Genomic DNA, 23709 nt, shown 5'->3' with positions numbered 1-23709 from the left:
AGTCGGAAGCAGGAATATTTCCCACTGTTGCCGAATGTGAATGAGTGCGGATGACAGGTTCCGCCCAGGTTACGAGGTGACAACGCTTGAATCGATTACTGGTAGTAGACTTTGAAACGACGGGGAGCCATCCGCGGCAGGGAGACAGCATTATTCAGATCGGCGCTGTGGCGATCGACGACGGGCAGATCACAGAATGCTTCTCGACCCTGATTCATCCCGGACAGGACATCCCCCCTTTTATTACGCAACTGACAGGGATCACCAATGAAATGGTGGCTGACGCGCCTACTTTGGAAGAGGTGTTCCCGACATTTTTGCGCTTATTGGATGGACGAGCTTTTGTTGCCCATAATGCAAGCTTTGATCTCCAATTTTTACAAGAAGCCCTGCTGAGCCAGGGCTATTATGCGTTTGACGGATATGTGCTCGACACAGTCGAGTTGTCCCGCTTGCTTTTGCCGATGCAAAACAGCTACAGGCTTGGGGAACTGGCGTCGGAGCTTGCGATCGAGCATGACAATCCTCACCAGGCCGACAGTGACGCGCTGGCAACCGCCCAGCTCTTCTTGCACTTGCTCGATATTTTGCAGCAGTTGCCGCTCGTGACGATTCAACGACTGCAAATGCTCGTATCGTCGTTTCGTTCGGACATCGCGACACTTTTGCGGCAAATGGAAATGGAAAAGCTGGCGGAGCTGCCACAACTGGGCGACGAGCCAGCACGGCAAGCTTCACCGCTGTGGGATATATACCGCCAACTGGCTTTGAAAAAGCGCGAGGAAAAGCTGAAGGCGAGTTTCCAGCGCCCGCAGACGGAACGGAGCTACGGAAAAGCGTTCAGCGAGCAGCTGGAAGAAATGCTGAACGAAAAAGGCCAGATGCATGCCAGCATGAGCGGCTACCAGCGTCGGGAAGCACAGGAAGCGATGATGCACGCTGTCTTCGACGCCATGCAGGAGGGCACGCACCTTTTGGTGGAGGCAGGGACAGGCACGGGGAAGTCGCTGGCGTACTTGCTGCCCGGGATCATTTGGGCGTATCAAAATCAACAGCAGCTTGTAGTGAGCACGAACACGATTCAACTGCAAGAGCAGCTGTTCCATAAAGAGATCGCCACGTTGCAGCAGACACTTCCTTTTGCTTTTACGGCGTCGACGTTGAAAGGCCGGGGCAACTATTTGTGCCTGCGCAAATTCGAGATGGCACTGGAGGAGCCGGTAGAGGGCAGCAACCAGGAGATGCGGCTGGCAAAAGGTCAGCTTCTCACGTGGCTAACGCAGACCGAAACGGGCGATGTGGAGGAGCTGAGCCTGCCTCCGAGCGGACAGCTTTTCTGGCAGCAGGTGAAAAGCGATACAAGCTCTTGCTTGAACCGGGCCTGTCCGTGGTTTAGCCGCTGCTATTATTTTCAGGCGAAAGACCGGGCAAAAGAAGCAGATGTGCTCATCGTCAACCACGCTCTCTTCATCAGCGACTTGCAGGCAGAGAACCGGATTCTCCCGCCGTACGAGGTCGCGATTCTCGACGAGGCACACCATCTGGAAGATGCCGCGACACAGCACTTGGGCAAGCAACTGACAACGACACAGGTGATGTTTTTGCTGGATCGCGCTTCTGTCGAGGAGGGGGGAGCGATTGCACGCTTTGCCGAGGAAATGCAAAGCTGGCAGCCGTCTGTCCAGGAAGAGCTGTCCGCGGTTCTTCTGGAGTGCAAGAAGCTGTCTGCGTCTTTGCGCGACAAGGCTCAGCAATGGACGCAGTTTCTGTACGCATGGGCTTCCGAGCGCGCCGAGGAGACGACAGATGCAGGCAGGGAGACGGTGCGGTATCGGGTAGCTTCTTTCACAGGAAAACAAGAAAAAATTCGCAAGGTGACGAAAAAGCTGATCGACGCCATGACAGACTTCGCCTCCAGACTGGAACAGATGCTGAAGCTGGTTCCCGTTCCCCAAGAGGAGAAGCCGCCCTTCCTCATCCGCAGCTTGCAGACGGATTTGTTCGGGCTGGTGAAGGAATGGCAAAATGTGATGGAGCTGTTGCATTTCTTTTTGCAAGAGCAAGATCCGAACTACGTCTACTGGATGGAGGTCGAGTCGCGCACGGCCCGCAAGCAGGTGCACTTGTCTGCGGCGTTGCTCGATGTCGCGGATTCGCTTGCCGAGCCGCTTTTTTCCCAGAAGCGCAGCCTGATCATGACTTCCGCTACGCTGACGGTCAGAAACAGCTTTTCTTACGTCATGAGCCGCTTTGGCCTCGACAAGCTGCCTGCCGAACGGGTACGCACGCTGTCGCTGCCATCGCCGTTCCATTACGAAGAGCAGGGGCTACTATTGATACCTTCCGATTTTCCGGCGCCGGGAAAAGAAAACGACCAGACGTATCTCGAAGCGATCATCCAAGGCTGTGTAGACGTGGTTGTGGCATCAAAAGGCAGGACGCTGATTTTGTTCACCTCGCATTCGATGTTGCGGCTGGTGTACCAAGCCATGAAAGAGCGTCTGGCCGGGGAATCGGAGCCGTACACGCTGTTTGGACACGGCATCGACAGCAACAACCGCAGCAAGCTGGTCAGTCTGTTTCGTTCGATGGAACGAAGCGTTTTGCTTGGCACGAGCAGCTTCTGGGAGGGCGTGGACATCCAAGGAGAGTGGCTGAGCAGTCTGGTTATCATCAAGCTGCCGTTCACGCCGCCCAACCACCCGGTTTACCAGGGACGCGCGGAAGCTTTGAAAGCAGACGGAAAAAACGCATTCATGTCGCTGGCGCTGCCGCAAGCCGTCATTTTGTTCAAGCAAGGAGTCGGACGGTTGATTCGTCACCATTTGGACCGGGGCGTTGTGGTCGTGTTCGATACGCGTGTGGTCGAATCCCGCTACGGCCGTTCCTTTTTGCAATCGCTCCCGCCGTTTCAGGTGGAGACAGGCTCCTGGCCGACGCTGCGCGAACGAATTGAACCGTTCTTACGTATGCAATCCCTGCCAGATTCATAAAATGAAGCAATAGTCTAGCAGGGATTTAGGTGATAAAATAAATGTTATGGAAAAAAAAGTGGGCCTGGCTGCTTCTCGTCGCATGTGTGGCATTGCTATGTTCATGCTCCATCGATACCCATTTGCAGGAAGCCGTTAAGGTGGACGACCCGTTTGCAACCGAGAACGAAGCGGAGTTTACGGGTCTTGTCATCACTTACTGGGCGCTTCCTCATGGAGAAAGCACGCTGGTGCGGATGCCGAGCGGGAAAACCATGCTGATTGATACGGGCAGCGCGGAAGATTGGCCAGCTTTGGCTGCGCATCTTTCCGCTGCGAAGTTGACGCGCCTGGACTATCTGGTCTTGACGAACGATCAGCCTGAACATGCAGGAGGATTCCCTTTTTTACACCAGCAAATCATCATTGATTCCGTCATTGTGCCCAAGCTGATTGCGCCTTCGATTCGCCAGTTCGTTCCGTACGACAAGATCGCGAAGCAAAGAGAACTCGAGGAGAACCAGGAACTGATTCTCGATACCGACATCACGATGGATGTATTGCTGCCCAGCGAGCCGCTGTTTTTATCGCCGCAAAACAATTCGCTCGTTTTTGCGCTGACGCATGATCAGTTGCGCTTTTTGTTTGTGAGCGGCATCAACGAACAGGCCGAGGAGCGCTTGCTCGCCCGCCATCCCGAGCAGTTGAAGTCGGCTGTGCTGAAAGTGGGAGACCAGGGCAGCAATCAAGGAACTTCGCAGCCTTTTCTCTCTCGGGTTGATCCTCAGGTCGCCATCATCCAGAGCAATACAGAGCGCGACATGCAAAAAGAGGGCAAGACCGAGGTGCTGGAGCGGTTGGGCGAGTCGTGGGCGGAGACGTATATGACGGGCCGGGACGGATCGATCACGATCTTGTCCAACGGGAAAGATTACAGGGTATTCAAGCAAAAGAAATAGGGGGGAAGACCGAGCGTGGCTAAACACGAAAAGATTTCGGAAGCGGTCGTCCGCCGCCTGCCGATTTATCTGCGTTACCTCAGCTATTTGCAGCAAAACGAGGTAACTACTGTTTCCTCCCAGCAAATGGGCAAAAACTTGGATGTGAATCCGGCCCAAATCCGAAAAGACCTGGCAACATTCGGCGATTTCGGGAAAAAAGGAATTGGCTATGACGTCAATTACTTGGTGGAAAAAATTCGCCAGATTTTGAAGCTGACGGATGAGATACGCGTCGCGCTCGTTGGAGCAGGCCATTTGGGCCATGCGATCAGCAACTACAACGCTTATTTGAAAGATAACATGCGGATTGCGGCCATTTTTGACAACGATCCCGGCAAGCTGGGAAAAGAAGTGGCGGGCATCCCGATTCAGCCATTGAATGAGCTGGCGGACACGATTGCGCAAAGACAAATCAAGCTGGCGATTATCACCGTGCCCGCACCGGCTGCGCAATCCGTATGTGATCAGTTGACTCAAGCGGGTATCAAGGGAATCCTCAATTTTGCTCCTACGACAATTCGCGCGAAAAAGGATGTGCGCATCCACTATGCGGATGTGACTTCCAATTTGCAGAGCCTGGCCTACTACTTAACGTAAGAATGGAGTGTAGTCATGAAAAAGACCATCCTCATCCACGCAACAGTGATTACGGTAAATGAACAAAACGAGGTTATCCACGATGGAGCTGTCGCGTTCGAAGGCGACAAAATCACATATGTAGGCCCTACCCCTGAAGACCTTTCCGATGCAGGCTACGATGAAGTCATCGACCAAAAAGGCGACTTCATCCTGCCTGGTTTGATCAATACACACGGACACGCGGGCATGTCGCTTTTGCGTGGCTATGCGGACGATTTGCCGTTGCAACAATGGCTGGAAGAGAAAATGTGGCCGCTGGAAGCGCAATTTACCGCTGATTCTGTCAAATGGGGAACCCAACTGTCCCTGATTGAAATGATCCGTACCGGAACCACGACATTCGTCGATATGTACGATCATATGGACGAAGTAGCCAAGGCAGTCGATGCATCCGGCATGCGTGCCCGCCTGTGCCGCGGCATGATCGGTCTGTGCTCCGAGGAAGAAAGACAGACCAAGCTGCGCGATGCGACCGCTTTTGCCAAAGAATGGCACAACCAGGCGGATGGCCGTATCACCGTAATGATGGCACCGCATGCACCGTATACGTGCTCGCCTGAGTTTATCAGCCAAATTATTGAAAAAGCGGACGAGCTGTCTTTGCCGCTGCATATCCACATGTCTGAAACGGCATGGGAAGTGGGGCAAAACGAGAAAGATTACGGTTTGCGTCCAGTCGCTCACCTGGAAAAGCTGGGCATGTTTAACCGCCCTACGCTGGTTGCCCACGCCGTGCATTTGACGGATGAAGAGATTGACATTTTGGCAAAATATCAAGTGAAAGTTTCCCATAACGTCGTCAGCAACCTGAAGCTGGCAAGCGGGGTAGCACCTGTACCGAAAATGCTGGCAAAAGGCGTGAGCGTTTCGCTCGGAACAGACAGCTCGGCGAGCAACAACAACCTCAACCTGTTTGAAGAATTGAAGCTCGCAGCGATTTTGCACAAAGGCGTGAACAACGACCCAGTAGCCGTTCCGGCTGAAGAGGCGCTGCGCATGGCTACTCGCTACGGGGCAGACGGTGTGTTCCAGGCTGATACGCTCGGCAGCATTGAAGTAGGCAAAAAGGCTGACCTGATCGTTCTCGACAGCCACCAGGCGCATTTCCATCCTGCCCATGAGCCGATTTCCCATGTCGTGTATGCGGCAAACGGCCGTGATGTCAAAGACACAATCGTTGCGGGCAAGTTCCTGATGCGCAACCACAAGCTGCTCACCATCGACGAAGAGCGTGCCATCTACGAAGCCAATCGCGTATTCGCTGCGCTGAAACGGTAAAAGGCTCCTGTCTGGTGTGGGACAGGAGTAAGGGAGTGTAGGTGTAGGTAGGGGAATTTGGGTATTACATCGTGCCGTGCTCATTTTCGCCACAGCTCTGTCAGGGGATGATGGCGAAAATGCAGTGTGGGTGTGTGCGACAGTTGACGCAAGGGAGAAGACAGTCCAGCCCAGGAGACGCGGTATTCTTGTAGCAAAAACCCAAGTATGTCAGGAGATGCGTTTTGTTGCGGCGACTTCACGCGCTCACCTCCTTGCGGGTGTATAAGTAGTATGACCGCTTGGCCCCGAGCTATGATTAGCAAGTTTTCCGTGCCGTTCTAAAACCTTCCCGTATAGCATAGGCTATGACAAAAATGGGACAGGGGGAACGCCAGATGTACGTCCGGCCCAAACAGCTATGGTGGCTGATCCCGATCTTTCTCGGCCTGTTTGGCCTCGGGATGGCGCTCGGCTCTTTTGGTTTGTGGAACCGTTCAGCTGCCGATGCCGGGAATGAACAGGGCTTGATTGGCAAACGAGAGGCGTATGCCGTGCCGCAACTTTTGGAACAGCTGACTCGGTCAGAGGAGCGCTCGTTTCTCGTTTACATGCAGGACCAAGCGCTGAATGGCCGCTATCGGCATGAGACATTCAGCCTGGACGGAGAAATCGGCGGGCACAAGCTGGCCATCAGCCGTAACCAGGAGCAGCCGGTTACCGTAACAATAGACGGACAAGTTCAGGATCATGCAGCACTCCCTTACGCCCTGTTTACGCCGTATGAACACGCTGTCCTGTTGCAAAGCGTGCTGTCATCGGTCGAGCCGCAGACGATCGCCGATACTTCGGGAAGCGACTGGAGCGGTTATCGTCTCACGGTGCCGCCGGAAAAAGTGACATCCTTGTTGGCGATGTGGCTCGGGCCGTCCTTTCCGATCGCTGATATTACCCCTGAGCTTGCCAAAGGGATCAACATCGAATATCAGCTCTGGTATGAGCCTGACACAGGCGCGCTTCGCCAACTGGAGCTGGAAATGCAAATCAGAACCGTGGCGGGGATCAAACAGGACCAGCTTCGTTTCCGATTGTAATGTCAACCGCATAAAGGAGTTACCAAAAACGTGTTAGTGAGAATTATCGTGGGAGTAATCGCCGCGCTGTTGTTGACAATCGCGGGATTCGCCTATCATTTGACTGCTTCCGTAGCAGGAGAGCGCACGCAATTCGATGCGACCGTACGTGAGTGGGTGCAGACGAGGACGACGATTGCCGAAATCGAATCCATCGACGAATATCGCGGTACGGAAAGCTATGCCGTGGTGATCGGGAAGAACAAAGCCGGTACGCCTGTAGTAGCCTGGATGACCGCAGACAAAGTATCGTTTGATCGCATGGATCTTGCCGTTCCGCGCAAAAATGTGGAGGATGCGGTAAACAAGGCTTTTCCGAAGTCCGAGATTACCCATATCGTGCCCGGACTTGAAAAGGACAAGAAGTTTTGGGAAGTGACCGTGAAGGATGCAAACGGTCGCTATCATTACTTGCACTATGACTTGTTCAGTGGCGCCCTGCTCGCTTCTTATGTATTGTCGCCTACCTGATTGCTTGTTTTGACCCAGATGGTATATACGCTCGCGACAGGTCTTTTCCTTGTTGGAAAAGGCCTGTTTGGCATGCCACCCAACATCTGTATAAAAAATTGATATACTCATGTGATATACTGGGTTCGTTGACAAGAGAGAAAACGAGAACGCGATATGGGGGGACTAGCTGTGCAGTTGAAAAAAAGTGCAATCGGGTTGTCCTTGCTGGCGACACTGGCTCTCCTGTTTGGAGGATGGTTCTTGTATCAGAAGATGGAGATTGAAGAGCCGATCCGTACAGAAGTCAGCCAGATGCAATCAGCTACACTCAGTAATTTTCATGTAGGCAAAGATAAAATTCAGATAGATGTAAAAGTGACGAATCCGCAGGCATTTCCGGCGGAGTATCGCGATCTGGTTGCGCGAACGAAAAATATTGCGGGCGACAAGCAAGTCGCTATCGTGGTAGCGAATCAGTCGGAAGCCATGACACAGGTTTGGAAAAGCGGCCAGTTTATTTTCACCGAAGCGCTGGATTTGCATCAATACAGCCGCATTCCTGCCTTGATTGCGGAGTGGAAACAGACGAACAAGCTCGATGCGGCAGATGCTTTTATGGATGACGCAAACATCTACGTTTATTTGAAAAAAGGAACGGAGGACTTTTATACGATTGTTCCCCGTTCCGAGGCAAAAGAGGTGACGGCTCGTGGGTAAAGAGGTACTGATCGGCGTCGTTCCTGCGATACTCGTTTTTCTTGTGTTTCTGGGCGTGAATATCACACCGTTTATTTTGTTCGCCGCCGTGCTGGGGGCGATTTATTTCCTCGTCATCCGTCAGCAAAACGGTCAGGGCGGCAATGTGGCGCTCGGCGGCAAACGGAAGCAGAACAAGCACGAGATTCCCAAGTCGGACGTGCAGTTTGCCGATATCGGCGGTCAGGAACGCGCCAAAAAAGAGCTGAAAGAATCGCTTGATTTTCTCGTCTACAAAGACAAGATTGAGCAATACGGCATTCGTCCGATCAAAGGCGTGCTGCTGACCGGGCCTCCTGGTACCGGGAAGACGTTGATGGCAAAAGCGGCAGCGAACTACACCAACTCTGCCTTTGTCGCGGCTTCCGGCTCGCAATTCGTGGAGATGTATGTAGGTGTCGGAGCGCAGCGTGTCCGTGAGCTGTTTAAAGAGGCGAAGACGATGGCCGAGAAAAACGGACAGGACAGCGCGATTATTTTTATCGATGAGATTGATGTTGTCGGCGGAAAAAGGGATGGGCAGCAACAACGGGAGTACGACCAAACGTTGAACCAGCTGCTGACCGAGATGGATGGCGTAGCGACGAGCGAGAAACCGCGCATTTTGGTCATGGCGGCAACGAACCGCAAAGACATGCTGGATGCCGCGTTGCTTCGACCAGGACGTTTTGACCGGCACATTACGGTAGATTTGCCTGACAAGCCTGCGCGCGAGCAGATTTTGACCATCCATACAGCAAACAAGCCGCTGGGCGCGGATGTGGTGTTGGAAAAGGTGGCGCAGGAGACGTTCGGCTTCTCGGGCGCGCAGTTGGAAAGTGTCGCAAACGAGGCAGCGATTTACGCCATGCGCGACAAAAGCGACAAGATCATGGCCAAGCATTTTGCTTACGCCGTAGACAAGGTCATGCTCGGAGAAAAAGTCGACCGCCAGGCTTCCGAGGAAGAGAAAAAGCGCGTCGCCTTGCATGAATTGGGACATGCGATCATCAGTGAGGTCGTGCGTCCGGGTTCTGTCTCGCAAGTAACGCTCAGCCCGCGCGGCAAAGCGCTCGGCTACGTTCGGCAAAATCCGATGGAAGACCGCTATTTGTACACAAGGGACGCTTTGGAGAAACAGATCATGGTCAGCCTCGCCGGAGCAGTAGCAGAGGAAATCTACTACGGCGGCCGCAGTACCGGCTCCAAAAACGACTTCGAGCAAGCGCTGGGCATGTCTCAGGAAATCGTGTCCAGCGGGATGTCGGACCTCGGGATTGTCCACCTGCAATACGTAGACAAAACGAGGATTCACGATGAGGTAGAGCGACTCTTGTCCCGTTTGCTGGAGGAGACGCACCGCTTGCTTCGCCAGTACGATGCGGTGTTCCAGACTGGTTTGGGTACGCTGCTGGAAGCAGAAGTGCTGCAAGGAGATGAATTTAGGGCGCTCTTGTCCCAAACGAGACAGGAAGCGGCTGTATCGTAATCAAATCGCGACGAAAAACCTGCTAGACAGCAGCTGATGTTGGCCTGGCAGGTTTTTTTGCGTGGGGAAAACTTGTGAACGGGCGAAACAAATTTTGCGTTGCGGTGCCAAATGCCTATAGGGTTGAATATCTTACAGAATGATCCGGGAATGACATCAGGAGGCAAGGAGACTCTATGGCAAACGCGAACCGAAAAAAAATGAGCAGAGGTCTGTCCAAAACGTTCAGGCAAACCTTGCATGAAATTCCGCTTATGCAAACATCTTCTACATCGGAGCAGGATTGGATGGCTGATCTGGAGCTGGAACTGCTGGAGTCCGCTGTCAACAGCCCCAAGCCAAGCTCCCATGCACCGACAAGCCCGATACAACAACCATTGCAGAAAATGCCCAAGCAGGGTGTGTCGTCCAACCAGACGACTTTTTCCAAGATCATCAAAGATCGCAATGATGACCGGGTGCAATCGTTTGTTTATACCGATGATTTGACGGATCAGTCTGTCACTACGGAAAAAATCGCCAACCGCGCTGTCGATTCGTCCAAAATCAAGCCGGGAACGATTGATACGTCGCTGTTGAAGGACTACGCCGTCGACAGCAACAAGCTGGCAGACAAAAGCGTCACTTCAAACAAAATCGCTCCGTACGCGATCCTCGGAGAGCATCTGGGACGACATGTGGTCACCAGCGAAAATGTGCAGGACCATTCCATTACCGGGCAAAAGCTTGTCAACAACAGCATTACGTCCGACAAATTGGCTGACAAGACCATTGATTCCATGAAGTTTGCAGAGTCTGCGATCCAGACGAAGCACATCCAGGATCAGGCGATTACGAATGAGCTGCTTCAAGATCAGTCTGTCACATCGGACAAAATCAAGATGGGCAGCATTCAGACTCGCAACCTCGCCAACTATGTGATCAACTCCGTCAAGCTGGAGGACGGCGCGGTCACGACCGACAAAATCCGGGATGGGGCCGTGACTTCCACCAAGCTGGAGGAGGATTCGATCGAGTCCCAGCATATTCGCGAGGGAGCGATTTTGCATCATCATCTGGCGGAGAACAGCGTAGACGGCGGGCATCTTTCGGCGGGCTGCGTCACGGATCAGCACATCGCTTTTCATTCCATTTACAGCCAGCATTTGCAGCCGGAAGCGGTCACAAGCGATAAAATCAGTCCTTACGCCGTCCTCACCGAACATCTGGATCACGCCAGCGTCACTTCGGAAAAAGTGGCAAAAGAGTCGATCGCAAGCGTCCACGTGCAAGCAAGCAGCATTCAAACGACGCATCTTCAAGATGGACTCGTCACGACCAGAAAAATCGGGGAGCAACAGGTCACGGCAGCCAAGCTGGCGGACAAAGCCGTCACGCTCGACAAATTGGCCAATCGCAGCGTAGGCGAGCAGCAATTGGTGGAGGAGAGCGTCAACAGCAGGCATTTGGCTGACGGGGCTGTTCGTGCGGAGAAAATCGCGCGGCGCTCAATCGAGGAGCAGCATATCGGTGAACGCGTCATCGGCAGCAGTCATCTGCGGGAATATGCGATCCAGACGCAGCATTTGCACGATCATGTAGTGACGACGTCAAAACTCGCTCCCGAGTCTGTTTCGACCGACAAAGTGACGGATTTGAGCATTACCGCAAACAAACTGGCCGATTCGGCGGTTACGTCTCCCAAGCTGGCGACAGAGGCCATCAAGACAAGGCACTTGGGCAAAGGAGCCGTCACTGGCGAAAAAATCGGCGAAAAAGCAGTGACCGCCCAGCATCTTGCCAATCAATCCGTGCAGCACGAACATATCCAGCCCAAGTCCATCTCCAAAGAAAAGCTGCAAGAGAATAGCGTCACACGCGAAAAACTGGCGGATCACGCTGTCGACGGAAGCAAGCTCGAAATGCATGCGATTACAGGCATACATGTGGAAAAGAGCAGCCTGAGCGGTGACCATCTCGTCAAGGGAACACTCACGGGCGAGCATCTTGCCGTCAACTCCATCGAAAGTCAGCACCTGCAAACAAATACGGTAACGGAAGAAAAGCTGGCCGATCATGCCGTTAGCGGAGCGAAAATAGCGCCGAGAACCGTCACGGCAGAGCATCTGGCAGACAAGTCGATTACGCGGGAGAAGCTGGCTTTTCAAACGGTTGAGACGAATGTTCAGCTGGGCACGACGCTTCAGCAGTTTGGCTTTGTCCCATTCCGCATCCCGGCGCAAAGCCAGACGGCAGACGTCACGGTCCGCTTGCCCACGCCCTATGCAGACGTCCATTATTGCCTGGTTGCGATGACGAATCAGGTCGGGGTGTCCGTGTCGCTCAAATACACCAAACGCACCTCGGCTGTGCTTACCGTCTTTCGTCAGGAAACCGGGCAGGAAGACAGCGGCGTTTTGCAGTGGATCGCCATTGGCGAAAAAGGCGAGCAGGTGCATGACGAGGTGACAGCCCTACATCATGAGCAGCAAGAGGATGACGACTTGGGGGAAGAATGGGAAGAGGGCGAGTACGAAGCAGATGAAGATGCCGGCGAGGAAAAAGCAGCGGATGAGCATGAAACATTTCGTGATGAGGACGATTTGCGTTCCTGAGCAATGAGAAACAAGAAGCGAGGGGCCGTTGGCGGGAAGTGCAGTCGGCTTCCTCGTTTTTTGTTAACATAATTATATTATGGTAACCATCCGTTCAAGGGAGTCTTTGATTGAATTTGCCTGCCCCCAATAGTATAATTGTTGGGTACACTTAGTCTGTTGTGTGGCATGGTAAATGGAGGGAATTATTCGATGTTGACGACGATTGCCCAAGTAGGGCAGCATGTTGGACAAGAAGTACGCATTGGATGCTGGCTGTACAACAAGCGCAGCAGCGGGAAAATTCAATTTCTGCAGCTTCGCGACGGGTCCGGCTTCATTCAGGGCGTAGTAGTGAAAGCAGAAGTAGCGGAAAACGTTTGGGAAAATGCATCCCAACTGACTCAGGAAAGCTCTTTATACATAACCGGCGTCGTTCGCGCAGATGATCGTGCACCAAGCGGTTACGAACTGACGGTAACAGGCGTTGAAATCATTCAGATCGCCCAGGAATACCCGATCTCCCTGAAGGAGCACGGTGTAGACTTCCTGATGGATCATCGCCACCTGTGGCTGCGCACTCCGCGCCAGCGTGCGGTTATGGCGATTCGTTCCGAAGTGATTCGCGCTGTATACGAGTATTTCCATGAAAACGGATTTGTGAAAGTAGACCCGCCAATCCTGACACCGACTTCAGCAGAAGGAACAACGAACCTGTTCCATACCAAATATTTTGATGAAGACGCGTATTTGTCCCAATCCGGTCAGCTCTATATGGAAGCGGCCGCAATGGCATTGGGTCGCGTTTATTCCTTCGGTCCGACCTTCCGTGCAGAGAAATCGAAAACGCGTCGTCACTTGATCGAGTTTTGGATGATCGAGCCGGAGATGGCTTTCGTCGATCACGAGGAAAACTTGCGCATTCAGGAAGCTTTTGTGTCCCATGTGGTGCAATCCGTCCTGAAAAACTGCCAGCGCGAACTGAAAACGCTGGAGCGCGATACAACCAAACTGCAAAACGTAACGGGTTCTTTCCCGCGCATCACGTATGACGATGCGATCAAGCTGTTGCAGGAAAAAGGCAGCGAGATCAAGTGGGGCGACGATTTCGGAGCGCCAGACGAGACATTGATTGCGGACCATTTCGACAAGCCTGTGTTCATCACGCACTATCCGACCGAGATCAAGGCATTCTACATGAAGCCGCATCCTGAGCGTCCGGAAGTAGTGCTGTGCGCAGACATGATCGCGCCGGAAGGCTATGGCGAAATCATCGGCGGCAGCCAGCGCATCGACGATCCGGAGCTGTTGGAAAAACGGTTTGCCGAGCACGAGCTGTCCGAGGAAGCGTATCGCTGGTACTTGGACCTGCGCAAATACGGAACCGTTCCTCACTCCGGCTTCGGTCTGGGGCTTGAGCGGACAGTTGCCTGGATTTGCGGTCTGGATCACGTGCGTGAAACGATTCCGTTCCCGCGTATGCTCTATCGTCTCTATCCGTAAGTTCGTGTTTCTCATACACCCTGTTGCGAGAGGGCAGCAGGGTGTTCCTATTGTGTGACAGCGCGTTTTACGCACTTCCTTGTTAATCCAACCCAGAGGTGAACATGCGTTATGGATTCCCATATATTGCAATTGTTGCAAGAAGGTGCAACATCCGTCTCCAACCTTCTTCTAAAGATGTACAAACGAATGTCTCTGGCAGACGACGAAATGATGCTGCTCATTCATCTGCTTTCTTTTCAGCAGGAAGGGAATCGCTTTCCGACCTTGACCGAGCTGGAGGAGCGCATGTCCATGTCCAGCATGAGATTGATCCAATCGCTGCAAAAGCTGCTGAAGGAAGACTGGATCAGCATTGACGAATTTATCGATCCGCAGACGGGAATGCGCCATGAGCAGTACAATTTGACTCCTTTGTATAAAAAGCTGTATCAGACCTGGCGCGAGCAGCAAGCTGATCCGCGGATGATGGAGCCGTTCATGGAGGCTGCTGCGACATTGGATGCAGAGCCGGTTGCGATTTATTCCCGTTTTGAGCAGGCGTTTGGTCGACCTTTGTCTCCTTTTGAGTTGGAGAGTATCCACATGTGGACAGAGCAGGACGGTTACCAGGAAGAGCTGATCCTAACAGCATTGCGTGAGGCCGCAACGGTAGGCAAGCTTCATATTCGCTACATCGACAGAATCCTTTTGGAGTGGCAAAAGCAGCAAATTACCACGGTAGAGCAAGCCCGCTTGTACAGTTTGAATTTTCGCCGCCAAAATCAGTCCAAAGATTATCGACAGCCGCTTTGATGCTACCAATCAAAGCGGTTTTTTCTATTGTCTGTCTCCTTTGTACACGTACCCATTTTCCGCGTTTGTCATAGCATATTACGTAGAAGCACGTTGCAGGAGGGAAGGCTTATGGAAAAGCGGAAAAAAGGGGATTTGCCCCACTGGGTAACACCAGGCGTTTTTTCGGGGCATTTTGTCGTCGATGAAGCGGTGGAGCGCATCTCGATTGTGAAACCCGTGGAAAAAGCCCAGGAGGCCGTGATCGAGCAAGTTCCAAAACAGCCGGCAGACGAAAAGCCGGATGAGGAAAAACAACTGGTGCTTGAGCCTACATTCGAAATTATTATGCGAGAAACCGACGTGGCGACGAGCGAACAGCTGGAAAAGCTGGAGCAGGAAGTGGCAGCACTGAAGGAATCGCTTGCGGCATGGGAAAAACGCTGGAAAAAGGCAGAGGAGGAACAGTCCAAAGAGAGACAACATCTGTATCAGGTGGTTCTGTCCTTGAAAAAGGAGTGGGAGAGCGAGCGGAATGAACATCGCCATAATTAGCCCGGGGCCATTTTCCGTACCACCCGTCAAAGGAAGCTCGGTGGAGCACGATATCGACGAAGTGACCAAAATGATCGATCCCGAGCACAAAGTGACGATTTACACCCGGCGCTGCGCGACTTACCCCAAGTCGACGGTAGAGGAAAACCGCGAGTTCATCCGTTTTTCCTACGATGGCCCAGGTCCTTATTTGCGAAAGATCATCAAGCATATCCGCAAGCACAAGCCGGATGTCATTTTGGTGGAAAATCGGCCGATTTACGTGCTCCAGCTCAAGAGGCATTTTCCGAAGATTCCGGTCTTTGTCAATATGCATTCCCATGTGTACGGATCGCCAGGCATGATCAGCAAGGAAAAAATGAAGCGTGTCGTTCGCCTGGCGTCCGGCTTTATTACGAACAGCGAATTTTTGCGGCAGCATTTTATCAAGTCATGCAAAATTCCCGCGGAAAAAATTCATGCGGTTCATCTCGGGGTAGATGTGTCGCCTTATCAGGTGGCAAAGCTGCATTACACGATCAAAAAGCTGCGCAAGCAAGTCGGTTTGTCGCCGGATGACCGCGTGCTTTTTTACGCGGGCAGGCTGATGCGCGGCAAAGGCGTCCATATTCTGATCAAAGCGTTTCACCAGGTCAGCAAGCAAGACCCACGCGCCCGTCTGGTCATCGTCGGAGGCACAGGCTACGGCAGCAATCGCCTGAATCCGTACGTGCGGGAACTGAAAAGGCTGGCGAAGCCGCTCGGCGACAAAGTCCGCTTCGTCAATTTTGTCCCCAGTGCCCAAATGCCGCTCTACTATCAGATTGGCGATGTGGTAGCGACTCCGTCGATTTGGAAAGAGGCATTTTGCCGCGTCAATCTGGAGGCGATGGCTTCGAGCAAGCCAGTGATTTCCACGACGCGCGGCGGGATCAAAGAGGTTGTCACCCATCAGGGCAGCGGCTTCTTGATTCCTCCCAAAGATTGGGAAAAAGAATTGCCAGCGGTTTGGGAGCTTTTGTGGAGCGCGCCCTATGTTCGGACGGAAATGGGGAAACAGGCGCTGCTGCGTGCCAAGCAGTTTTCCTGGTACGCGACGGCGCAAGGCTACCTGCGAGTCTTTGAGAATGCAGTCGGAAAGCGCCAAAAAGAAAAGCTTCCGCTCCTCAAAACCGGATAACTTTTTTTCGGGCATCGCTAGGTTTATGCCCTTTCTTCAAGGAGAATGGACGTCTGCCCTGTCCAGATATCACGAGACGCATACCTTATAAGTATCGCAGAGCACAACTGGGGAGTGATACTTGTGAAAGGGTTAATCTTGTGTGCTGGACGTGGTACGCGACTGCACCCGTTCTCCTATTCGCAACCAAAAACCCTCCTCCCTGTGGCCAATCATCCGGTATTACACTACTGCATCAGCAAACTGCGTGAAGTGGGTGTGCAAGAGATCGGAATTGTCATACACCCTTCCCAAGTGCAGATTCCTCCTTTGGTGGGCAATGGTAGTCAATTTGGGGCTACCATTACTTTTATCGAGCAGGAGGTGCCGCTTGGAATCGCACATGCTGTCCATTTAGCGCAACCGTTCTTGCAAGACGAACCGTTTATTTTGTTACTTGGTGACAACTTGTTGATGGATTCGCTGCACGGGCTCATGCGTGCGTTTACCAGTGATAATTCAGACGGTGCTGTGATGCTAAGTGAAGTGGAGAGACCACAGGATTATGGGATTGCCGAAGTACAGGAAGGGCGTCTGGTCTCGGTCGAGGAAAAACCCCGCCAGCCGAAGAGTAATCTGGCTGTCATTGGCGCATACCTGTTTACCCCACCCATTTTTGAGTCGATTGCTACACTACAGCCATCCGCCCGTGGTGAATACGAGATCACGGATGCGATCCAGTCCATGATTGACCGCGGTTTCCATATCGCGCACGCCCTTACAAGCGGCAAGTATTCAGATGTCGGAACGATTGACCGTTGGCTGGAGGCCAACCGCTGGATGCTGGCAAAAGATTTGGGCAACACTCATCGGGTTGGCGAAGGGTCAATCGTCACAAATTGCGAGATCGTCGGGCCTGTGTTGATCGGCGAGGGCTGTCATATCGAAAACTGCCGATTGGGACCGTACGTATCGATCCAAAACGGGGTACATCTGCAAAATTGCGCCCATATCGAAAATAGTATTATGTTGGAAAACAGTTCGCTTATGGATGTCGCTTGGAGCATTACGGACAGTGTATTCGGGCGTTCCTCCCATCTGGTCGGGCAGTCAACGGATACGAGCGGGGTCTTTATTTTGAGCGACAAGTCATCGATTCGCATTCCAGCTGTGAAGAGGGAGGACACATGAACCCAACTTTTACTGTGGTCATCCCGACGTACAATCGTGCCAAGTTCATCCGCAAAGCAATCAACAGCGTCTTGAAGCAGACGTCAAAAGACTGGAAGCTGCTGATTATCGATGATGCATCGACTGACAAGACGCGCAAAAAGGTCGAAAAGTATTTGTACCATCCCAACATCATGTACTACCGGATGGAGAAAAACTCAGGCATCGGCAAAGTGATGAATCAGGCTTTGTCGATGGTTGATACTCCGTACTTGTTGCAGCTGGATTCGGACGATTGGCTGCCCAAACGGACGCTGGCGGTCATCAAAAGGTACATTCGCAAAAGCAAGAAAAGCACCGCGCTTTACTACGGGAACGTGAAAATTTGGCGCGTGCGGCGCGGGAAGTATTACAATCCGTTTCTCGTCAAGCACAAGCATTTTCGCAACAAATACCAATTTTTGAAATACAATCGCTGGATGGTCGCGCCGCGCTGCTACCGGGTCGAAGCGCTTCACGAAGTAGGGGGCTGGGACACCTCTGACAAATACGAAGGCCGCATCATGGAAGATCGCCGCATCATTTTGCGGCTGATCGAAAAATACCGCGTCCGCTTTATTAACAAGAAGCTGTACAACCGGACGAAACACAGAGGGCAGCTGACCGACAATAAAATGAAGCGCAGACGGAATCATTTGCGCAAAAAGACGTTCAAATACTACCTCAAGCGTTGGGGCAAAAAGTACAAAGCTGTCTACGGCTACAAGGACGGATATCTCGTGATCAAAAGGTTGAAGAAAGTGAGGCGGCGGAAGCGATGACAAAAGCGCTTGTCACCGGTTGTGCTGGTTTTATCGGGTCACATTTGACTCAGCGCTTGCTAAATGACGGGGTGACAGTGATCGGCATCGATGGCTTCGTCGACAACTACGACGTTGCTGCCAAGCTTCGCAATCTCGCTGAGATCGGAAGCCATCCCGCCTTTACTTTTCATTCAACCATGTTGCAGGCAGAGCGTTGGAACGATTGGTTGGACCAAGTCGATGTCGTCTATCACCTGGCTGCGCTGCCCGGCGTGCGGAACAGCTGGGGCAAGGCATTCTCCGAGTACGTCAGCCACAATATTTTGGCGACCCAACTGCTGCTGGAGGCATGCCTGCAAAGACCGAAACCGCCTGTCATCGTAGTCTCTTCCTCCTCATCTGTATACGGAACGATGCAAGGGACGCTGACGGACGAATCCGCTCCGCTGCGTCCCGTATCGCCTTATGGGGTGACGAAGGAAGCGATGGAGCAGGTTTGTTCCGTCTATGTGAAAGCGTTCGGTTTGCCGATTACGATGTTGCGCTACTTTACCGTATACGGCCCGAGGCAGCGGCCGGATATGGCGTTTCACCGCTTTTTCCGGCAGATGATGAAGGGAGATCCTGTCGTCATTTATGGAGATGGCCAGCAATCGCGGGACTTCACCTACGTAACCGATGCAGTAGAGGCGAACATACTCGCTGGCCGCCACGCTGCGCCCGGCGAGATTTTCAATGTAGGCGGCAACCGCGAAATCAAGCTGATCGATGTCCTTACCATCATGGGCACGCTCTTGAACACGACGCCCAACATCCGGTTCCAGCCTGGTCCGGCCGGTGATTCGCAGCGGACTTGCGCAGATATACGGCTTGCCGAGCAACGGTTGGGCTATCGTCCGCAAGTTTCCCTGGAAGAAGGGCTGCGCCGACAGTTGGCGGATATGCGTTTCCAACCGAGGAGCTAAAACTCGAAAATAGGAGGCCAGTTGCATGCATCGGGTCCTCGTCTATCGGAGAAAATTTCTGCCCAGAAGTGAAACCTTCATCTACGAGCAGCTGCTCGGACATCAGAGAGTCAAACCTGTCGTCTTGACCAGGCAGCGGCCGTTCAATCGCAAACAGTTCCCGTATGCGCCTGTCTATGTGCGAAATTCCATGGCAGGACTCTCCGGGTGGATGAAGCGCAAAAAAATCAAATGCTTGCATGCCCGCTTTGGTCCCGCTGGCCTGGAGCTTCTTCCCTACGCGCGAAAAGCGGGGTTGCCGCTGATCACTTCTTTTCACGGCTTCGATGCGACCAAGCGCGTACGGGAAAATCCGGGCTATCGTCGTTCGCTCAAGCGCCTGTTCAAAAAGGGCAAGGCGTTTACGGTCGTCAGCAACCATATGAAAAAGCGTCTGATCCGCCTGGGCTGTTCGGGTGACAAAATCACACTGATTCGCTCGGGGATCGACTTGCGCAAATTCCCGATGCTGCCACCGCAGCCTGTTCAGAACGGCGAGTATCGCCTGCTCAGCGTCGGCCGCCTGACGGAGAAGAAAGGCATGGACACATTGATCAAGGCGTTTGTGCAAGTGCACGAAAAGCATCCGCGAGCCAAGCTGATCATCGTCGGGGATGGCGACGAAAAGAAAAAACTGCGGCGCATGATCAAAAAATACAAGCTGGGCAAGCAAGTCGTGCTCAAGGGAGCCTTGCCGCATCAGGACGTGCAGCGCGAACTGGCGAGATGCCACTTGTTTGTCATCGCCTGCAAAACGGCTCGCAACGGCGACCAGGAAGGGATTCCGAACGTGCTGATGGAAGCGATGGCTTCCGGCCGCCCGGTTGTTTCCACCTACCATTCCGGGATTCCCGAGCTGATCGAGCACGGAGAGTCGGGCTATCTCGTGCCGGAGCGTTCGCCTGCGAAGCTCGGCAGAATGATCAACCATGTCCTCGCCTCCGAGCACGAGTGGCCGGAAATGACCGCCCGAGCCAGGATGAAGGTGGAGAAAAACCACGATGTTTCCAAACAGCGACTGAAGCTGGAAGAACTGTATTTGCGCGTGATGAAAAAATGATGAGGTGAAGCAATGAAAGTTGCCGTGATCGGTACCGGCTATGTAGGTTTGACGACTGCCGTTTCCCTTGCCATGAACGGCCATCATGTGATCGGGATTGATCTTGTCGAAGCGAAGATTGTCAAATTGCGGCAAGGCATCTCTCCGATCTATGAGCCGGGATTGGAGGAAGCGCTGCGACAAGTGCTTGCAGCAGGTACCCTGGCTTTTTCCACGCAGCTGTCGGAAGCGAAAGACGCGGATGTTTTTTTCGTCTGCGTAGGGACTCCCGAAGCGGATGACGGAACCGCTGATTTGACTTACTTGTACAGCGCGGTAGCAGCGATCAAAGAAGTGCACAACTCAGCTTTGCAAAAACGGGTTGTGGTGATCAAAAGTACGGTGCCAGTAGGGACCGGAGACAAAGTGGCCGACCTGCTCGACGGCTGCCAGGAACTGTCTGTCGCGTCCAACCCGGAGTTTTTGCGGGAAGGGAGCGCCTTGCTGGATGCCATCGAGCCTTCGCGAATTGTCATCGGCGTGAGCGATCCGTCGACGGGGGAAGTGATGGAACAACTGTACAAAGGCGTGAATGCCCCGCGCGTGGTGACGACCAGGGCGAATGCGGAGCTGATCAAGTACGCTTCCAACGCCTTTTTGGCGACACGCATCTCGTTCATGAATGAGCTGGCGAGACTGAGCACGGCACTGGGTACAGATATCGCCACGATCGCGCACGGGATGGGGCTCGACAGCAGGATTGGCCCGGAATTTTTGCGGGCGGGTGTCGGCTACGGCGGCTCCTGTTTTCCGAAAGACACGATCGCTTTGCTGCAACTGGCAGCCCAGAACGGCATCTCGCTTTCGATTCTGGAAAAAGTACGGGAGGTCAACGCCACACAGCCCGTGTGGTTTTTGCAGCAGTTGCAAAAGCTCGTGCCGGATTGTCGCGGCAAACGGATTGCCGTACTGGGGCTGGCGTTCAAACCGGATACGGACGACATCCGGGAGGCTCCGTCTCTTTCCATTTTGCATGAGCTGACAGAGCAGGGAGCTGCCGTCTTTGCCTATGATCCGGTTGCCGAAGACGCTGTGAAGCAATCTTTTCCGAATGTGACCTATACGAAGACAGCCGAAGAAGCGTTAGCGGGCGCCGATGCTGCGCTTTTGGTCACCGAGTGGAAAGAGTGCGTGCAGCTAGATTGGGAGCGAATCCGCCAGAGCATGGCTCAGCCCGTGCTGCTCGACGGACGCAACGCCTGGCCTGCCCAGACCGTCAAGCAAGCAGGCTTTACGTATATCGGGGTAGGAAAAAGCTGACTTTTCCTTGGGAAAGCTCAGCTTTTTTCTTTTGGCTGGCAACTTGGCGCAAGTGCAGGCTAATGATTTGAACAAGTTGGCATAATACGGTAGGATAGTCACATATGGATGATTTGACCATCTAGCGCAAATTACGAGGGAGTGATCACGGTGAACAAAAGCAAAACACTGCCAAAACGCAGTGACGTCCCCGCTGAATACAAATGGCGGTTGGAGGATATTTACCCAACCGACGCGGATTGGGAAAAAGATGTGCAAAAGGCGAAACAACTCACCGAGCAAGTGGCTGCCTTGAAAGGGACGCTGGCCCAGTCCGGGGAGCAGCTGCTCGCAGCATTGACGCTTCAGGACGAGCTGACGAAGACGCTCGATACGGTGTACGTCTACGCTCGCATGCGCCGTGACGAGGATAACGCAAACAGCACGTACCAGGGACTGACTGATCGTGCTACCAGCCTGAGCACGCAAGTATACGGTGCGCTCGCTTACATACAGCCGGAGATTTTGACCATCCCGACGGATAAGCTGGAAGCGTGGATCAACGAAACAGAAGGTCTGGCGCACTACCGGATTTTGCTGGACGAGATTACGCGCTTCAAGCCGCATACGCTTTCCTCGGAGGAAGAGGCGCTCCTGGCGAACATGAGCGAACTGGCTTCGGCTCCTTCGAAAATTTTTGGCATGCTGAACAACGCCGACATGAAGTTCCCGATGATTACGGACGAAAACGGCGAAGAAGTCGAGCTGACAAAAGGTCGCTACACGCAGTTCATGGAGAGCAAGGACAGACGCGTGCGCAAGGAAGCTTTTGAAGCGCTGTACACCACGTACGGCAAGTTTCGCAATACGATTGCCGCATCGCTGACCTCGGCGATCAAGGGCGATGTGTTTTACGCCCGGACGCGCAAATATCCGTCCGCCTTGTATGCGGCCCTGTTCGCGGACAACGTGGACTTGTCTGTGTACGACAACCTGATTTCGACGATTCACGAGCACTTGCCGCTGATGCACAAATACATCGCGCTGCGCAAAAAACTGCTCGGGGTCGACGAGCTGCACATGTACGATTTGTACGTGCCGATCGTGCCCGAGGTAGACATGAAAATCCCGTACGATCAGGCGGTCGCAACGATCAAGGAGGCGCTCCATCCGCTGGGCGAGGAGTACGGTCGCGTGCTGGCGGAAGGCTTCTCCAACGGCTGGATCGACGTGCATGAAAACGAAGGCAAGACGAGCGGGGCGTACTCATGGGGAGCATTCACGACCCATCCGTACGTGCTCATGAACTACCAGGACAACGTGAACAACATGTTTACGCTGGCCCACGAAATGGGGCATGCCCTGCACAGCTACCACTCCAATCAGGCCCAGCCATACACGTATGCCGATTACAAGATTTTCGTGGCGGAAGTAGCTTCCACGCTCAACGAAGCCCTGCTGATGCACCACCTGCTCAAGACCACGACAGACAAGAAGCAGCGTCTGTACCTGATCAACTACTATCTGGAGCAATTCCGCGGCACGGTTTTCCGTCAGACGATGTTCGCCGAGTTTGAGAAAATCGTCCATGCCAAAGAAGAGCAGGGCGAACCGCTGACAGCCGACTCGCTCAGTGCGATCTACCGTGAGCTGAACGTCGCTTACCATGGACCAGACATGGTTGTAGATAAAGAAGTAGATTTGGAGTGGGCGCGCATTCCTCACTTCTATCGCAATTTTTATGTCTACAAGTACGCCACGGGCTTCTCGGCGGCGACTTCCTTGTCCAAGCAGATTTTGGAGGAAGGACAGCCAGCTGTTGACCGCTACTTGGAGTTCCTCAAGGGCGGCAGCTCCGACTATCCGCTCAACCTGCTGAAAAAGGCGGGCGTCGACATGACCTCTCCCGCCCCGGTTGCAGAAGCGTTGAGTGTTTTCAAAGAGTTGCTGGACGAAATGGAGCAGCTCTTAAACGAGAAGTAAAGCGATGCTAAAAAAGCAGTCAAGTAATTCTACTTGGCTGCTTTTTCCTGTTTTAGATTTTTTCTGCTGAAAGCCCAAAAAACGGTAACGGTCTTCTATGTTGTTCGTATATACTTATGAAACTGGTAGGGATTATGTCCTCCTCCGCCTTGGGACGGAGACGAAATTCCAACCGCTGACTGTTTTGCA

19 protein-coding genes are annotated in these 23709 nt (G+C 53.2%); all 19 read left to right on the top strand.

Annotated features, from left to right (window positions below; genetic code table 11):
- Nucleotides 1-86 precede the first annotated feature (86 nt).
- The 19 genes from dinG to pepF all read left to right on the top strand — a co-directional run bounded on the left by dinG (nt 87) and on the right by pepF (nt 23520).
- Entirely contained in the window at nt 87-2993 is a 2907-nt protein-coding gene (gene dinG / locus IRJ17_RS20065) for an ATP-dependent DNA helicase DinG (protein ID WP_242771732.1), read from the top strand.
- A 41-nt stretch (nt 2994-3034) separates the two neighbouring features.
- A complete protein-coding gene (locus IRJ17_RS20060; protein ID WP_122963547.1) occupies nt 3035-3931 on the top strand; it encodes a ComEC/Rec2 family competence protein in 897 nt (298 codons plus the stop codon).
- A gap of 15 nt (nt 3932-3946) precedes the next feature.
- On the top strand, nt 3947-4570 hold the full coding sequence (locus tag IRJ17_RS20055) for a redox-sensing transcriptional repressor Rex (protein ID WP_122963546.1): 624 nt from the start codon (nt 3947-3949) through the stop codon (nt 4568-4570).
- Nucleotides 4571-4585: 15 nt separating this feature from the next.
- Nucleotides 4586-5890 (top strand): amidohydrolase, encoded by a 1305-nt coding sequence (locus tag IRJ17_RS20050; RefSeq protein WP_063226990.1) that lies wholly within the window; start codon nt 4586-4588, stop codon nt 5888-5890.
- A gap of 377 nt (nt 5891-6267) precedes the next feature.
- A complete protein-coding gene (locus IRJ17_RS20045; protein WP_122963545.1) occupies nt 6268-6963 on the top strand; it encodes a hypothetical protein in 696 nt (231 codons plus the stop codon).
- A gap of 30 nt (nt 6964-6993) precedes the next feature.
- A complete protein-coding gene (locus tag IRJ17_RS20040; protein WP_122963544.1) occupies nt 6994-7473 on the top strand; it encodes a cell wall elongation regulator TseB-like domain-containing protein in 480 nt (159 codons plus the stop codon).
- Between the two features lie 171 nt (nt 7474-7644).
- A complete protein-coding gene (locus IRJ17_RS20035) occupies nt 7645-8172 on the top strand; it encodes a hypothetical protein (RefSeq protein WP_122963543.1) in 528 nt (175 codons plus the stop codon).
- Nucleotides 8165-9679: an AAA family ATPase gene (locus IRJ17_RS20030; RefSeq protein WP_122963542.1), complete on the top strand. Its 1515-nt coding sequence runs from the start codon at nt 8165-8167 to the stop codon at nt 9677-9679. Before IRJ17_RS20035 ends, IRJ17_RS20030 begins: the two co-directional genes overlap by 8 nt.
- A 176-nt stretch (nt 9680-9855) precedes the next feature.
- A complete protein-coding gene (locus IRJ17_RS20025) occupies nt 9856-12273 on the top strand; it encodes a WIAG-tail domain (protein WP_229049901.1) in 2418 nt (805 codons plus the stop codon).
- A 192-nt stretch (nt 12274-12465) separates the two neighbouring features.
- The gene (gene asnS, locus IRJ17_RS20020; RefSeq protein WP_122963540.1) at nt 12466-13755 is read left to right on the top strand and encodes an asparagine--tRNA ligase; all 1290 of its coding nucleotides are present in this window, start codon (nt 12466-12468) and stop codon (nt 13753-13755) included.
- A 111-nt stretch (nt 13756-13866) separates the two neighbouring features.
- A complete protein-coding gene (locus tag IRJ17_RS20015; RefSeq protein WP_063226996.1) occupies nt 13867-14550 on the top strand; it encodes a DnaD domain-containing protein in 684 nt (227 codons plus the stop codon).
- 111 nt (nt 14551-14661) lie between these two features.
- Nucleotides 14662-15084 carry a hypothetical protein gene (locus tag IRJ17_RS20010; RefSeq protein ID WP_122963539.1) on the top strand — a complete coding sequence of 141 codons (423 nt, stop codon included), beginning with the start codon at nt 14662-14664 and terminating at the stop codon, nt 15082-15084.
- Nucleotides 15065-16243: a glycosyltransferase family 4 protein gene (locus IRJ17_RS20005; RefSeq protein ID WP_122963538.1), complete on the top strand. Its 1179-nt coding sequence runs from the start codon at nt 15065-15067 to the stop codon at nt 16241-16243. Before IRJ17_RS20010 ends, IRJ17_RS20005 begins: the two co-directional genes overlap by 20 nt.
- Before the next feature lie 123 nt (nt 16244-16366).
- Nucleotides 16367-17413, top strand: a complete 1047-nt coding sequence (locus IRJ17_RS20000) for a glucose-1-phosphate thymidylyltransferase (RefSeq protein ID WP_122963655.1) — start codon at nt 16367-16369, stop codon at nt 17411-17413.
- Nucleotides 17410-18213: a glycosyltransferase family 2 protein gene (locus IRJ17_RS19995; protein WP_063226999.1), complete on the top strand. Its 804-nt coding sequence runs from the start codon at nt 17410-17412 to the stop codon at nt 18211-18213. Before IRJ17_RS20000 ends, IRJ17_RS19995 begins: the two co-directional genes overlap by 4 nt.
- On the top strand, nt 18210-19160 hold the full coding sequence (locus tag IRJ17_RS19990; protein WP_242771730.1) for an NAD-dependent epimerase/dehydratase family protein: 951 nt from the start codon (nt 18210-18212) through the stop codon (nt 19158-19160). Before IRJ17_RS19995 ends, IRJ17_RS19990 begins: the two co-directional genes overlap by 4 nt.
- A gap of 25 nt (nt 19161-19185) precedes the next feature.
- On the top strand, nt 19186-20259 hold the full coding sequence (locus IRJ17_RS19985) for a glycosyltransferase (RefSeq protein ID WP_173595823.1): 1074 nt from the start codon (nt 19186-19188) through the stop codon (nt 20257-20259).
- 12 nt (nt 20260-20271) lie between these two features.
- A complete protein-coding gene (locus tag IRJ17_RS19980) occupies nt 20272-21558 on the top strand; it encodes a UDP-glucose dehydrogenase family protein (protein WP_122963535.1) in 1287 nt (428 codons plus the stop codon).
- 150 nt (nt 21559-21708) lie between these two features.
- Entirely contained in the window at nt 21709-23520 is a 1812-nt protein-coding gene (gene pepF / locus IRJ17_RS19975) for an oligoendopeptidase F (RefSeq protein WP_242771728.1), read from the top strand.
- Nucleotides 23521-23709 lie beyond the last annotated feature (189 nt).

The organism is Brevibacillus parabrevis (assembly GCF_022701015.1).
GTDB lineage: Bacteria > Bacillota > Bacilli > Brevibacillales > Brevibacillaceae > Brevibacillus > Brevibacillus parabrevis.
This window is presented reverse-complemented; position numbering and strand designations above follow the sequence as displayed.

Coding starts and splice junctions, on each gene's coding strand:
- IRJ17_RS20015 (WP_063226996.1), top strand. CDS start 13,867: ATGGATTCCCATATATTGCAATTGTTGCAAGAAGGTGCAACATCCGTC.
- IRJ17_RS20050 (WP_063226990.1), top strand. CDS start 4,586: ATGAAAAAGACCATCCTCATCCACGCAACAGTGATTACGGTAAATGAA.
- IRJ17_RS20025 (WP_229049901.1), top strand. CDS start 9,856: ATGGCAAACGCGAACCGAAAAAAAATGAGCAGAGGTCTGTCCAAAACG.
- IRJ17_RS20010 (WP_122963539.1), top strand. CDS start 14,662: ATGGAAAAGCGGAAAAAAGGGGATTTGCCCCACTGGGTAACACCAGGC.
- IRJ17_RS19995 (WP_063226999.1), top strand. CDS start 17,410: ATGAACCCAACTTTTACTGTGGTCATCCCGACGTACAATCGTGCCAAG.
- IRJ17_RS19985 (WP_173595823.1), top strand. CDS start 19,186: ATGCATCGGGTCCTCGTCTATCGGAGAAAATTTCTGCCCAGAAGTGAA.
- IRJ17_RS19980 (WP_122963535.1), top strand. CDS start 20,272: ATGAAAGTTGCCGTGATCGGTACCGGCTATGTAGGTTTGACGACTGCC.
- IRJ17_RS20005 (WP_122963538.1), top strand. CDS start 15,065: ATGAACATCGCCATAATTAGCCCGGGGCCATTTTCCGTACCACCCGTC.
- asnS (WP_122963540.1), top strand. CDS start 12,466: ATGTTGACGACGATTGCCCAAGTAGGGCAGCATGTTGGACAAGAAGTA.
- IRJ17_RS19990 (WP_242771730.1), top strand. CDS start 18,210: ATGACAAAAGCGCTTGTCACCGGTTGTGCTGGTTTTATCGGGTCACAT.
- IRJ17_RS20060 (WP_122963547.1), top strand. CDS start 3,035: ATGTTATGGAAAAAAAAGTGGGCCTGGCTGCTTCTCGTCGCATGTGTG.
- IRJ17_RS20045 (WP_122963545.1), top strand. CDS start 6,268: ATGTACGTCCGGCCCAAACAGCTATGGTGGCTGATCCCGATCTTTCTC.